Genomic DNA, 12,163 nt, shown 5'->3' with positions numbered 1-12,163 from the left:
TCACCTCGGCCGGTCGAGCCGCTGGATGAGCAGTTCCGCCAGCCGGTCGCGGCCGGCCGGCGCAGCGGCTTGGGTGAGGTAGATGGCGTTCAACAGCTGATCGGTGGCGAGGAGTTCGCTGCGTGAGCGCTCCAGGAACCGGGCGATGAGATCCTCGCTGGAGCGGGCCGCCTCCTCGCCCAGATGGGCCTTGACGAAGGAGGCCAGCCGCTTGTGGTCGGGGCGGTCGAGCTCCAGATGGATGCAGCGGCGCATCAGGGGCGCCGGGAAGTCCCGCTCGCCGTTGCTGGTGAGGACGACGAACGGGAACGCCCGGCACTGCACCCGGCCGCCCTTGATCCGCACCTTGTTGCCGTCGTGGTCCAGCACGTCCGCCTCGCCGTCGGGCAGCCGGTCCACGATCCGCTCCAGCTCGGGAATGGCGAACTCGCCCTCCTCCAGCACGTTGAGCAGATCGTTCGGCAGGTCGATATCGCTCTTGTCGAGCTCGTCGATGAGCAGCACCCGGGGCCGGTCCGAGGGCAGCAGCGCGGTGCCGAGCGGGCCGAGCCGGATGTAACTGCCCACGTTCTGGGCCGAGTCGGCTCCTGTTTCGCCGTTCGCGGCGGTGTGCGAGGCGATCTGTACGTCCTGCAGCCGGGCGATCGCGTCGTAGTGGTAGAGGCCGTCCAGCAGCGTGGAGCGGCTGACGATGGGCCAGCGCAGCACCTTGCCGAATTCGAGCTCACGGGCGACCGAGTGGGCCAGCGTGCTCTTGCCGGCCCCCGGATCCCCGGTGACGAGCAGCGGCCGCCGCAGATACAGCGCGGCGTTGATCATTTCGAGCTCCTCCGCGCCCGGCCGGTGCTCCTCCGCGATGCGCCCGGGGATGCCGAGCCGGCGGTCCGCGGAGTCGTCCCCGTCCGCCGGGTCACCGCGCCCGCCCGAGAAGTCACGCCAGGGCGGCGGGGGCGGCAACTCCGGTAAACCGTCGTGCGGTTCGCCGATCCCTCGGTAGATGAGCCACTCAGTGGGTTCACTCATAGCGTGGTCCTTGTGTCACTCGTCCGCCGGGTACGGCGGCTGCTCCGCAGGAGACGGCAGCCGCCGGACGTGCTTTACCGTAGCGATCGGGCGCACCCCTCGTAAGAGGACCGGCACGGTCCTCAGGGGTCCTTTCCCTATGATGACCGGCGCGTCTGGTCACGGCGCCTCCAGGAACTCGTCGGAACCGGGCAACGGATGGTGCGGATCGTCCCAGAACAGGGCTATTCCATCGGACCAGTACGTCTCGGGGCGTTCCGCACCCACTCCCTTTCTCAGCTCCAGCATTTTCAGCGGCAGCACGTCACGGGACCGGGCGTCGGAGACGGCCTCGGTCACGCGTCGGTGGAATTCCCGGCAGACCGTGTCGGTCTCCGTCGGCCGCCGTTGCAGCAGGGCCACGCCGAAGCCGGTTTCCAGCACCCGCACCACCCCGGCCGTGATCTCGGGGTCCGGCCGGCTGCCGTAACGGCAGAGCACCGGCACGCTGTCGTGGGCCAGGGTGCGCAGCTGCGCGACCTCCGGTACTCGTACCCGCATTTCGTTCTCGCAGTCGACGACTTCGGCCCGGCTCTGGCTGTCCTGGGGGAGCTTCCAGCGCGCCAGGCGCTCCTCGGCAGGCCCGTGGACGGTGCTGCGCAGCACCACCGGGCGCATGACGCCGAGCGGCAGCCCGTCCGAGGGGAGCGTCCAGCGGTCGACCTCAAGGCCGAACAGCGCGGGTGCGACGGCGACCTGGAGGAGGGCGGGGCTACCCGGCTCGTCGCACTGCCGGAAGGCCTCGGTCAGCGCGGCCGCGAGCCGGTCCGGCAGCGGGTCGAGCGCGGCGCCCTGGCTGTCCTCGTCGACGGGCAGCATCTCCCCGGTGTGGCGGGCCACCCCGATCCGCCAGTCGTAGCGGTCCCGGGCCCAGCCCTGGGGTTCCAGCGCCAGCAGCACACAGGGGCGTTCGCCGGGCCGGCCGGCCCCGCCCGTCCGGGTAACGGCCCGGCGGCGGTTCTCCTCCAGGCGCAGCCGGACGGCCGCCCATTCCATGGCGAGCTGCCGGCGGAAGTCCCGGGACAGCTCCTCCTCCGCGATCCGCTTCACCCACTCCCACAGCGACTTGGCGGCGGTCCTGGTGGAGGGCACGTCGAAGGGGCGCTCCGCGGCGAGGACGCCCATGCAGTAGCGCAGGACCAGTTCGAGCGGGGCGTCCCGGTCGCGGGCCCGGGTGTCGTACAGCGCCCCCAGGCCGTCCCGCCAGCCGCGCGGGGCCGGGCGGTGGTCACGGGAGTGGACGCCGGGCAGCGTGTCCAGGAGGACGAGGAGGGCGCGGGTGCTGACCGGGGGTGGGAACTCGGCGAGCCGCCCCAGCAGATCCGCCCGCCGCTTCGGGCCGAGGACGCCGCCGGGCGGGTACGCCAGCTCGCTCTGCACGTCGGCCCAGGTCCGCTCGGTGCTGGCCGGGCTGTTGTGCCGGTCCGCGTGGTAGCGGTCGTGGGCGTGGAAGACGGACTGGTAGGTGTCGTCGGCCTCGGTCTCGACGGGCGCGGACGGCACTTTCACGGTGCGCAGCCGCTCGATCCCCACGGCCGTTCCGCCCTGGTGGTTGTCGAGCCGCGACTTGATCACGCCGACCACCTCCCCCCGGGCGAGATCGACCACGGGTCCGCCGGACATGCCGGGCTCCAGCCAGTCCCCGTCGAGCCGGACGACCTGTTCGGCGTCGTCCGACGCGCCGTACGCCCCCTTCACCACGCAGACGCCGCTGCGCTTCAGCAGTCCGCCGCCCTGCGAGGGCGCCCAGCCCACGCAGTGGATCTCCCGGCTGCGGAGCATGGCCTCCGAGCGCTCGGTGACGTACACGCAGGTGTGCTCGACGGGCCGCTGGAGCTTGATCAGCGCGAGGTCGGGGGCCGGCCAGCCGGGGGCGCCCTGCGGGCGGGCGCCGGGCATCGCGACGACGACCTTGCCGGGCACCTCGCTCAGTTCGGTGCTGTAGCGGTCCTCCTTGAACCACACGTTCACCACGCCCCCCTCCCCCCGCATCGCCACGTGCGCACACGTGAGGATCCAGCTCGGGGCGATGAAGAAGCCGCTCCCCAGGAACTCCCCGCCGGGTCCGTCCTGGGCATACCCGGCCCCGGTGCGATGGATGCGCACGGTGGCGTCGTGCACGAGGCCCATGAGCGCAGTCTCCGGCTGTCCCGGCCCCCCGTCCGCGCCCCCGTCGCCCTCCGGGCTCATGTCCCGCCACCGTCCGGGCCGCCCGCGCCGTCCGGATGCGCCGGGGCGCCGGGAGACGCACCGGCGGACGGACCGGGGGGCGCGGGAGCCGGTGCGACGGGCGGGGCCACGGAGGGCGCGAACGGGACCGGCGGCGCGGGCGGCGGCGGCGCGGGGGCCGGAGGCGCGGGGGCCGGAGGCGCCGGGGCCTGCGCGGGGACGGGTACGGGGGCGGGCGGGGGCGGGTCCACGGGAGGTCCGCCGCCGTTCCAGGTGAGCGTGACCTTGATGGCTCCCTTGGCCTCACCGTCCGCGAGGAGCCCGACGATCCGGCCCGACTTGGCCGTGAGCTCGATCCCGAACTCAACACTGACCTCGTCCGGCCGCACCGCGCGCAGCGGCACGGCGAGCGAGCGCGCGACGCTGGTCACCACGGAGTGGAGACTCTCGACGCGGGCCTGCACCTGGTCGGCGATGTCACCGAACCCGGTGTCCGTGTAGGTGGGACCGGAACCGGGCGCCGGACCGTCCAGCTCCCCGGCTCCCGAGATACGGGCCCAGACCGGCGTGCCGTCCGGCATCTCAATGCGCGTAATACGGGCCTCACTGTCACCCATGACACCCCCCGTTCCCCAACTACCCGCAGGTTAACGGGCGTAGACGTCCGATGCGAGGTACATGAACGAGGACGCGGGGGTGCGGCGGATCGGTTCACGGGCCGCCCGCACGGCCGGTTCCGGCAGCCGATGCGGGCTCTCACCAGGCATTAAACTGGCCGGCATGTACTTCACCGACCGCGGTATCGAGGAGCTGGAGAAGCGGCGAGGCGAGGAGGAGGTTTCCTTCGAGTGGCTCGCCGAGCAGCTGCGTACGTTCGTCGATCTGAATCCCGACTTCGAGGTGCCGGTCGAGCGCCTCGCCACCTGGCTGGCCCGGCTGGACGACGACGAGGACGAGGACGAGTAGCGCGCCACGTCCGGCAGTGCCCCCGGCCCTGCGCAGGCCACCGGCTTCTGGCGGGGTGGACCGGACGGATCGCCGCGACCCTGCGGAGCCGCTGGCCCGACGCGGACCAGGACTTCACCGATCCGGACCGCTTCCCGCCCTACCGGCGACGCGGCTGACGCCATGAGGCATGCGGCGCGACCGCTCGGGCTCGCCTACGACCGTCAGACGGGCTCGTCCGCCGCCCCGTCCGCCCCTGCCGCCCCGTCCGGCCCCTCGGACCTGATCCGGTCGTACGCGAGCCCGAGCGCGCCGTGCACCATCAGCAGGGCCCCGGCGAAGACCCAGCCGCCGCTGCGCCGGCCTGCTCCCCAGAGTGCGAGCGGGAGCCCTGCGGCCAGCTGGGCGCCTGCCAGGGCGCGGGCCCTGGGGCCGCGCATCCAGGGCCCGACGCGGCTGCCCTCGACCGCGTCCAGCTCGACCATGACCGCGTCGCGCCAGCCGGTCCAGGCGATCCGCTCGACCTCGGGCCCACCGCCGGCTCCGGCGGTCAGCTCGGCGGCGGACTGCCCGGGGTCGAGCCCGGCCGGAAGCGTCAGCCCGGTGCGGGTGAGGACGGCGAGCAGACCGCGCAGCCGGGTACGGGCGTCCGCCTCCGGATCGGGGCGGGTGAGACCTTCGAGCACCTGGACGTCCAGTACGGGATCGAGGCCGAGCCGCTCGGCGAACGTACGCATCGCCTCGTCCTCACCCACCGGTGTGCCGTCCGCGAGCCAGACGTAGCCGACCGGGCGGCGGAAGCCCGCGGCCAGGGTGTATCCGGCCCGGTCGCCGTCCCACCAGAGCGCGAGGACCGGCCAGGTGGAGCCGACCGCGAGTGCGGTGGCCCAGCCGCCCAGCACCCGGTCGACGGGCTCGGCCGCCTCCCCAGCGCCCCGCTCGCGCCGGTCCTGCCAGGGCGTTCCCCCGGGGACGAGGACGCTCCAGCCGTCTCCGGCGGGCGCGAGCAGCATCGGTTCGCGCAGCAGGTGGGCGACGGGCCGTACGGCCTCGGATCCGGCCCGGCACAGCAGCAGTGCGCCCACAGGTGATGTCGCGTCCATGCCCTCACCGTAAGACAGATCATCCAGATTCCTCATGCTTTGGTGCGATTTAAACGGGCGGCCTCACCCCGGCCACTCTCCCGACCCGTCTTGACTTCCCCGATCCGCGATATATCGTGTTCTGCAAGAGACGCGATATGTTGCGTCAGCCGCGCTCCCCGGGAGGTCAGATCCATGCCTGTGTCGACGTGGGCCATCGCCGAGCCTCAGAAGCTCACCTTCGACGAACCCGTGACGGCGCTCAGCGTGCGCATCGTCAACGGCACGGTCAACGTCGTCGGCACCGACGAACCGACCACCAGGCTGGAGGTCACCGGCATCGAGGGACCGCCGCTGATCGTGACCCAGAAGGACGGCGTCCTCACCGTCACCTACGAGGACCTGGCCTGGCAGGGCCTCCTGAAGTGGTTCGACCGCAAGGGCTGGCACCGGCACGCCGCCGTCTCCCTCGCGGTACCGGCCGGTTCGGCCGTGGAGGTCGGCGTGGTCGGCGCCGGGGCCTTCGTCTCCGGGATCCGCGGCCGTACGGACGTGCGTGGCGTCACCGGCGACACCACCCTCGTCGGACTATCGGGCCCGGTCGGCGCGGAGACCGTGTCCGGCAACGTGGAGGCCCAGGCCGTCACCGGTGATCTGCGCTTCCACTCGGTCTCGGGCGATCTGACGGTCGTCGAGGGCGCCGGGGCTTCCGTACTGGCCGAATCGGTCAGCGGCGACATGGTGCTCGACCTGGACCCGAACGGGAAGCCCACCGACATCCGGCTCACCACCGTCTCCGGGGAGGTCGCCATCCGGCTGCCGCACCCGGCGGACGCGAAGGTGGAGGCGAACACCGCGAGCGGCTCCGTCTCCAACGGCTTCGAGGACCTGCGGGTCAACGGCCAGTGGGGTTCGAAGCGGATCACCGGAACGCTCGGCTCCGGAACGGGGACACTGAAGGCGACCACGGTCTCGGGTTCGATCGCCCTGCTCCGCCGCCCACCGGTGGACGACGACGCGCACGACGCCGAGCCGACCGGAAAGGTGCTCTGACATGCCCCCCGTATTCGCCCACGGCCGCCTGCGCCTCTACCTGCTGAAGCTGCTCGACGAGGCGCCCCGCCACGGCTACGAGGTGATCCGGCTGCTGGAGGAACGCTTCCAGGGGCTGTACGCGCCCTCGGCCGGCACGGTCTATCCGAGGCTGGCCAAGCTGGAGGCGGAGGGCCTGGTCACCCATGCCACCGAGGGCGGCCGCAAGGTCTACTCGATCACCGACGCCGGCCGCGCCGAACTAGCGGGCCGCACCGGCGAGCTGGCCGATCTGGAGCTGGAGATCCGGGAGTCGGTCTCCGAACTGGCCGCCGAGATCCGCGACGACGTGCGCGGAGCGGCGGGCAAGCTGCGCAGCGATATGCGCGCCGCCGCCGACGAGTCCCGGCACACCGCCGGCCCCCGTCCGGGAAAGAAGGCCGGCAAGGAGTCCCCCTTCGGTGGGTTCGGGGACTTCGGCGGCCTCGGCGATCTGTCAGACCTCAGCGACAGGGAGGCGTGGCGGACCGCGAAGGAGGAGCTGCGCAAGGCCAGGCAGGAGTGGAAGGAGCAGGCCCGCCGGGCGAAGGACGAGTCCCGGCGCGCCCGCGAGGACGCCCAGCAGGCCCGCCGCCAGGCCAAGGAGGCTCAGGACCGGGCGCGCGAGCAGATGCAGAACGCCGCCCGCCAGGTCCAGGAGCACTTCTCCCGCGGCGACTGGCCGGCCGGTGTACGGGAGGGACTGGCGGAGATCACCGGCCAGCTGGGCGGCATCGTCCGCACCGGAGGCTGGCCCCCCTACATCAAGCCGGAACCAGCGGACGCCGACCCCGACTGGGGCAAGGACTCGGGCGGTACGGGTGACCCGGCGCGCGATCTGGACCGGCTGCTCGACCGCTTCCGCGACGACATCCGGGACGCGGCCAGGGACCGGGGCGTGACGGAGGAGCAGCTCGCGGAGGCCCGCCGCCACCTCTCGACGGCGGCGGCCCACATCGGCGCACTGCTGCGGAAGGACCCCGACGGCGGTACGGAGTAGGGGGCGAGGCCACGGGGGACGACGGGGGACGACGGGGACGACGGAAGACGACGGGCGGCCCGGGGGAATCCCGGCCGCCCGTCACTCATCCCTCCCCGCCCGCGTCGCTCATCCCGCCCAGCGGTCCTGCTGCGCGCCACCGTCCCCGTAGAGCGCGCGCTCGATCGCCGCGTAGCTCGCACCGTGCTCCGCGAGCACGTCCGCCACGACACCCGGGGACGCGGCGAGGGCGAGCAGGACGTGCTCCTCACCGATGAACCTGTCCCCCCGGCCGAGCGCGATGCGCAGCGACTTCTCCAGGATCCCCTTGGCCCCGCGGCTGAACCGGCCGCCGATCCGTCTGCGGCGGTCGGCGCGCTCGCCCCGAAGGGCGCCCTCGCCGTGCGCCTCCTCGATCCGGGACACGATCGCGGTGAGGTCGATACCGATGCCCGCGAGGGCGTCGGCGTCGGCCTTCGTCATGCCGCCGCGCCTGCGCGCGTCGGCCAGCGCGGCCTCCACCGACGCCCTGCGGCCCGTGAGACCCAGCGAGGCGGCGGCGAAGGAGGCGCGACTCCCCCGCTGGTCCAACAGGGCGAGCAGCAGGTGCTCCTCGGTGACCGGACCGCTGCCGGCCCGGTCGGCGTGGGTGACGGCGCCGGTCACGGTGGCGCGGGCACCCTTGGTGAATCGCTCGAACATCAATGCCTCCCGTACTTCTTGTGCACGGCCTGGCGGCTGACACCCAGTTCGGCCGCGATCTCCTGCCACGACCAGCCCTTGGCGCGGGCGCTTCTGACTTGTACGGCTTCGAGCTGCTCCAGCAGCCGTCGCAGCGCGGCGACCGACCGCAGCCCCACCCGGGGGTCGTGGTCGCCGGCGCGTGCGGCGAGTTCCGTTGCTTCGGTCATGGTGTCAACTTACATTGACACGACCGACGTGTCAATCCTGGTTGACAGTCAGCACGATTTTGCCGAACTGGTCGCCGGAAGCGAGGCGTTCGAAGCCCTCCTGCGCCCGGTCCAGCGGCAGCACCTCGTCGATGACGGGGCGCACCCCGGTGGCCGCGCAGAACGCCAGCAGGTCCTCCAGCTCGTCCTTGGACCCCATGGTCGAGCCGACGACCTTCAGTTCCAGGAAGAAGATCCGGGTCAGCTCGGCGTGCGCGGGCCGGTCGCCGCTGGTGGCACCCGAGATGACCAGCGTGCCGCCGGGGCGCAGGGACTTGACGGAGTGGGACCAGGTCGCGGCGCCGACCGTCTCGATGACGGCGTCGACGCGGTGGGGCAGCCGCGCGCCGGGCTCGTACGCCTCGACGGCACCGAGTTCGACGGCGCGCTTGCGCCTGGCCTCGTCGCGGCTGGTGGCGTAGATCCGCAGTCCGGCGGCCCGGCCGAGCACGATCGCGGCGGTCGCGACCCCGCCGCCGGCGCCCTGGACGAGCACGGAGTCGCCGGGCCGTACCCCGGCGTTGGTGAAGAGCATCCGGTACGCGGTCAGCCAGGCGGTGGGCAGGCAGGCGGCCTGCTCGAAGGTGAGCTCCTTCGGCTTGGGCAGCACGTTCCAGGTGGGGACGGTGACCTGTTCGGCGAAGGTGCCCTGGTGGCGTTCGGTGAGGATGGAGCGGGGCTCGTCGGGGCCGACCCCGTGCCCGGTCTGGCCGATGACGGAGTGCAGGACGACCTCGTTGCCGTCCTGGTCGGTCCCGGCGGCGTCGCAGCCGAGGATCATCGGCAGCTTGTCCTCCGCGAGGCCGACGCCGCGCAGGGACCAGAGGTCGTGGTGGTTGAGGGAGGCGGCCCGGACGTTGACGGTGGTCCAGCCCGGACGCGCGCCGGGAGCCGGGCGTTCGCCCAGCTCAAGGCCGTTGAGGGGGTGGTCGCGGTCGATGCGGGATGCGTAGGCGGCGAACATGGGGCCGACGATAGGCCGGGCGGCGGCCCGGCGTAACCGGCCACGGGTGTGACACGGGGCTCAGGCGGAATCGCCCCGCCTTCCGTGCGGCGAGCGGCCGAAGAACAAGCCCCTCCGACGAATGAGGAGCGGGGGTCCGGGGGCAGCGCCCCCGGAAAGGCGCCGGCCCCGGACCCCCGCGTCACGACCTCAGCGCCGGGCGACACCCTCCGCCCGCGCAGCCGCGGCGACGGCCGCCGTGACGGCCGGGGCGACCCGCTCGTCGAACGGCGACGGGATCACGTAGTCCGCGGCCAGCTCGTCGCCCACCACGTCCGCCAGCGCGGTCGCCGCGGCGATCTTCATGCCCTCGGTGATCCGGGACGCCCGCACCTGGAGCGCGCCCGCGAAGATGCCGGGGAACGCCAGCACGTTGTTGATCTGGTTCGGGTAGTCGGAGCGCCCGGTCGCCACGACGGCCGCGTACTTGTGCGCGATGTCGGGGTGCACCTCGGGGTTCGGGTTCGCCATGGCGAAGACGAACGCACCGGGCGCCATCGAGGCGACGGCCGGCTCCGGGACCGTACCGCCGGAGACGCCGATGAACACGTCCGCACCGGCCAGCGCGGTGTCCAGCGGCCCGGAGATGCCGGCCTTGTTCGTCAGCTCGGCCAGCTCCCGCTTGACCTCCGTCAGGTCCTCCCGGTCCCGGCTGACGATGCCCTTGCGGTCGGCGACCGCGACATCCCCGAGCCCCGCCTCCAGCAGGAACTTGGCGATGGCCACCCCGGCCGCACCCGCGCCCGAGATGACGGCGCGCAGATCACCGAGGCTGCGCCCGGACAGCTTCGCGGCGTTGCGCAGAGCGGCGAGCGTGACCACGGCGGTGCCGTGCTGGTCGTCGTGGAAGACCGGGATGTCGAGCCGCTCCTGGAGCCTGCGCTCGATCTCGAAGCAGCGCGGGGCCGAGATGTCCTCCAGGTTCACGCCGCCGAAGGACGGGGCGAGCCTGACGACGGTCTCGACGATCTCGTCCGCGTCGGTGGTCGCGAGCGCGATCGGCACCGCGTCGACCCCGCCGAACTGCTTGAACAGGATCGCCTTGCCCTCCATCACCGGGAGGGAGGCCTCGGGTCCGATGTCCCCGAGCCCCAGCACCGCGGTGCCGTCCGTCACGACGGCGACGACCTGCGACTTCCAGGTGTAGTCGTGGACGAGCTCGGGATTCTCCGCGATCGCGCTGCACACCTTCGCCACACCGGGCGTGTACGCGAGGGAGAGGTCGTCCTTGTCCCGGATCGGGACGGTGGCCTGCACGGCCATCTTCCCGCCCCGGTGGAGGGCGAAGGCCGGATCGAACGGCTCGTCGGTCGCACTGCCCGTACCGCCGTGTGCACTGCTGTCCGTACTGCTGTCGCTGCGAGGATTGACGATCTCCGCTGCCATGGTGTTGACCCCTTAAGTCTTCATCGTTTGAGGGTGGCCACTCCTGGTTGAGGAGGGGTGGGCGGGCACCGCGTACGTGCCCTGCGCCGGACGGTTGGTCCGTCCGGCGCAGGGAGAGGTACATACGCGCGGGCGCGCCGCACACGCGCCCTGAGCCCCGGATGAGGGGTGTAAACGTCTTTCATACCGGACGGACCGGGTCATGGACGAGTCCATACCCCCTCGGTGACCTGACTCATAGCCCAATATCTGGACAATGTCCGCCACGCGAAGAATGAGTGTCCGCTCTCCGAGACGCGCCGCAGATTCTGCGGTCGCGGGAAAGAAACCCCATAGAAGGTCCGGCCCTGGTGTACCGGCCTCGTGAGGATCGGGGATCGCCCGTTACCCGATTTTGACATGACCGGCCCCCTGAATGCGCTGGTCCAAATGGCAAGATGCCGTAATCGCACACGGCGGCGACACCCGACGATGTGTGCCACACCGCCTGGCAACACCACCCCCATCTGCCGGAGGAACCCGATCATGACCGCACGCAAGACTCGTCGTACGACCGCGAAGTCCCGGATCGCAGCGGTCGGCGCCATCGCGGTCGCCGGCACCATGCTGCTGACCGCCTGTGGCGACCAGACGAAGAACAACTCCAGCGACTCCGCATCGGCGAAGGCGAGCGACGGCGCCGCCGCCTCCCCCGCCGACCTGCTCCCCCCTGAGATCAAGTCCAAGGGCGTCATCAAGGTCGGCTCGGACATCGCGTACCCGCCGGTCGAGTTCAAGGACAAGTCCGGCAAGACGGTCGGCATCGACCCGGACCTCGCCGCGGCCCTGGGCAAGCAGCTGGGCGTGGAGTTCCAGTTCGAGAACGGCACGTTCGACACGCTCGTCACGGGGCTGCGCTCCAAGCGCTACGACGTGGCCATGTCGGCGATGACCGACAGCAAGGAGCGCCAGGAGGGCATCGACCCCGAGACGAAGAAGAAGGTCGGTGAGGGGGTCGACTTCGTCGACTACTTCACCGCCGGTGTCTCGATCTACACCAAGAAGGGTGACGACCAGGGCATCAAGAGCTGGTCCGACCTCTGCGGCAAGAAGATCGCCGTCCAGCGCAACACGGTCTCCAACGACCTGGCCAAGGCCGAGTCGAAGAAGTGCACGGGCGGCAAGAAGATCGCCATCGAGCCGTACGACAACGACCTGGAGGCCCAGACCCGGATCCGCTCCGGTGGCGCCGACGCCGGTTCCTCCGACTTCCCGGTCGCCGCGTACGCGGTGAAGACCTCGGGCGGCGGCAAGGACTTCCAGATCGTCGGCGACCAGGTCGAGGCGGCCCCGTACGGCATCGCCATCGCCAAGGGCAACGACCAGCTGACCAAGGCCATCAAGGCGGCCATGGACGCGATCATCAAGAGCGGCGAGTACGAGAAGATCATCGCCAAGTGGGGCGTCGAGGCCGGTGCGGTCACCGAGGCCAAGCTGAACGGCGGATCGTGACCGGGCGCCGGCGCTGAAAGGCATC

The 12,163-nt window shown here is 71.8% G+C and carries 12 protein-coding genes; 4 read left to right on the top strand and 8 right to left on the bottom strand.

The annotated features are described in order from the left end of the window. The 3 genes from ACFVQ0_RS12945 to ACFVQ0_RS12935 all read right to left on the bottom strand — a co-directional run bounded on the left by ACFVQ0_RS12945 (position 1) and on the right by ACFVQ0_RS12935 (position 3,848). Complete coding sequence (locus ACFVQ0_RS12945; protein ID WP_390087259.1) at positions 1–1,023, bottom strand: AAA family ATPase; 1,023 nt, start codon at positions 1,021–1,023, stop codon at positions 1–3. A gap of 159 nt (positions 1,024–1,182) precedes the next feature. Further along, positions 1,183–3,192, bottom strand: a complete 2,010-nt coding sequence (locus ACFVQ0_RS12940; protein ID WP_390087258.1) for a trypsin-like peptidase domain-containing protein — start codon at positions 3,190–3,192, stop codon at positions 1,183–1,185. Between the two features lie 56 nt (positions 3,193–3,248). Continuing rightward, entirely contained in the window at positions 3,249–3,848 is a 600-nt protein-coding gene (locus ACFVQ0_RS12935) for a CU044_2847 family protein (RefSeq protein WP_390087256.1), read from the bottom strand. A 163-nt stretch (positions 3,849–4,011) separates the two neighbouring features. On the opposite strand from ACFVQ0_RS12935, the gene ACFVQ0_RS12930 reads away from it, so the two are divergent. Continuing rightward, positions 4,012–4,197, top strand: coding sequence for a DUF6104 family protein (locus tag ACFVQ0_RS12930; protein ID WP_390087254.1), 186 nt, complete (start codon positions 4,012–4,014; stop codon positions 4,195–4,197). A 203-nt stretch (positions 4,198–4,400) separates the two neighbouring features. Here ACFVQ0_RS12930 and ACFVQ0_RS12925 read toward each other — a convergent pair whose 3' ends face one another. Beyond that, positions 4,401–5,279, bottom strand: coding sequence for a hypothetical protein (locus tag ACFVQ0_RS12925; protein WP_390087252.1), 879 nt, complete (start codon positions 5,277–5,279; stop codon positions 4,401–4,403). Positions 5,280–5,453: 174 nt separating this feature from the next. Here ACFVQ0_RS12925 and ACFVQ0_RS12920 point away from each other — a divergent pair, with 174 nt between their 5' ends. Both ACFVQ0_RS12920 and ACFVQ0_RS12915 read left to right on the top strand, forming a co-directional pair. Further along, positions 5,454–6,311, top strand: a complete 858-nt coding sequence (locus tag ACFVQ0_RS12920) for a DUF4097 domain-containing protein (protein WP_390087251.1) — start codon at positions 5,454–5,456, stop codon at positions 6,309–6,311. 1 nt (position 6,312) lies between these two features. Next, positions 6,313–7,329: a helix-turn-helix transcriptional regulator gene (locus tag ACFVQ0_RS12915; RefSeq protein ID WP_390087249.1), complete on the top strand. Its 1,017-nt coding sequence runs from the start codon at positions 6,313–6,315 to the stop codon at positions 7,327–7,329. A 108-nt stretch (positions 7,330–7,437) separates the two neighbouring features. On the opposite strand, the gene ACFVQ0_RS12910 is transcribed toward ACFVQ0_RS12915, so the two are convergent. From ACFVQ0_RS12910 to ACFVQ0_RS12895, 4 genes are all read right to left on the bottom strand, one after another. Next, positions 7,438–8,010: a Clp protease N-terminal domain-containing protein gene (locus ACFVQ0_RS12910; RefSeq protein WP_390087247.1), complete on the bottom strand. Its 573-nt coding sequence runs from the start codon at positions 8,008–8,010 to the stop codon at positions 7,438–7,440. Beyond that, the gene (locus ACFVQ0_RS12905) at positions 8,010–8,219 is read right to left on the bottom strand and encodes a helix-turn-helix domain-containing protein (protein ID WP_311303269.1); all 210 of its coding nucleotides are present in this window, start codon (positions 8,217–8,219) and stop codon (positions 8,010–8,012) included. Before ACFVQ0_RS12905 ends, ACFVQ0_RS12910 begins: the two co-directional genes overlap by 1 nt. A 31-nt stretch (positions 8,220–8,250) precedes the next feature. Continuing rightward, complete coding sequence (locus tag ACFVQ0_RS12900; RefSeq protein ID WP_390087245.1) at positions 8,251–9,222, bottom strand: zinc-binding dehydrogenase; 972 nt, start codon at positions 9,220–9,222, stop codon at positions 8,251–8,253. A 189-nt stretch (positions 9,223–9,411) separates the two neighbouring features. Continuing rightward, on the bottom strand, positions 9,412–10,647 hold the full coding sequence (locus ACFVQ0_RS12895; RefSeq protein WP_390087244.1) for an NADP-dependent malic enzyme: 1,236 nt from the start codon (positions 10,645–10,647) through the stop codon (positions 9,412–9,414). A 525-nt stretch (positions 10,648–11,172) separates the two neighbouring features. Between ACFVQ0_RS12895 and ACFVQ0_RS12890 the strand changes: the two genes are divergently transcribed. Further along, complete coding sequence (locus tag ACFVQ0_RS12890) at positions 11,173–12,138, top strand: ABC transporter substrate-binding protein (protein WP_390087242.1); 966 nt, start codon at positions 11,173–11,175, stop codon at positions 12,136–12,138. The last annotated feature ends 25 nt before the right edge of the window (positions 12,139–12,163 follow it).

The sequence above is a fragment of the Streptomyces sp. NPDC057900 genome (genome assembly GCF_042887885.1).
In the GTDB taxonomy this organism is placed as follows: Bacteria; Actinomycetota; Actinomycetes; order Streptomycetales; family Streptomycetaceae; genus Streptomyces.
The sequence above is the reverse complement of the archived record's forward strand: the minus strand, read 5'-3'. Positions and strand labels throughout refer to the sequence as shown.

What these genes read in the sequence shown, in the direction of transcription:
- ACFVQ0_RS12910 (WP_390087247.1), bottom strand. Translation starts at nt 8,010, where the DNA reads ATGTTCGAGCGATTCACCAAGGGTGCCCGCGCCACCGTGACCGGCGCC.
- ACFVQ0_RS12890 (WP_390087242.1), top strand. Translation starts at nt 11,173, where the DNA reads ATGACCGCACGCAAGACTCGTCGTACGACCGCGAAGTCCCGGATCGCA.
- ACFVQ0_RS12905 (WP_311303269.1), bottom strand. Translation starts at nt 8,219, where the DNA reads ATGACCGAAGCAACGGAACTCGCCGCACGCGCCGGCGACCACGACCCC.
- ACFVQ0_RS12920 (WP_390087251.1), top strand. Translation starts at nt 5,454, where the DNA reads ATGCCTGTGTCGACGTGGGCCATCGCCGAGCCTCAGAAGCTCACCTTC.
- ACFVQ0_RS12900 (WP_390087245.1), bottom strand. Translation starts at nt 9,222, where the DNA reads ATGTTCGCCGCCTACGCATCCCGCATCGACCGCGACCACCCCCTCAAC.
- ACFVQ0_RS12935 (WP_390087256.1), bottom strand. Translation starts at nt 3,848, where the DNA reads ATGGGTGACAGTGAGGCCCGTATTACGCGCATTGAGATGCCGGACGGC.
- ACFVQ0_RS12925 (WP_390087252.1), bottom strand. Translation starts at nt 5,279, where the DNA reads ATGGACGCGACATCACCTGTGGGCGCACTGCTGCTGTGCCGGGCCGGA.
- ACFVQ0_RS12930 (WP_390087254.1), top strand. Translation starts at nt 4,012, where the DNA reads ATGTACTTCACCGACCGCGGTATCGAGGAGCTGGAGAAGCGGCGAGGC.
- ACFVQ0_RS12940 (WP_390087258.1), bottom strand. Translation starts at nt 3,192, where the DNA reads ATGGGCCTCGTGCACGACGCCACCGTGCGCATCCATCGCACCGGGGCC.
- ACFVQ0_RS12915 (WP_390087249.1), top strand. Translation starts at nt 6,313, where the DNA reads ATGCCCCCCGTATTCGCCCACGGCCGCCTGCGCCTCTACCTGCTGAAG.
- ACFVQ0_RS12895 (WP_390087244.1), bottom strand. Translation starts at nt 10,647, where the DNA reads ATGGCAGCGGAGATCGTCAATCCTCGCAGCGACAGCAGTACGGACAGC.
- ACFVQ0_RS12945 (WP_390087259.1), bottom strand. Translation starts at nt 1,023, where the DNA reads ATGAGTGAACCCACTGAGTGGCTCATCTACCGAGGGATCGGCGAACCG.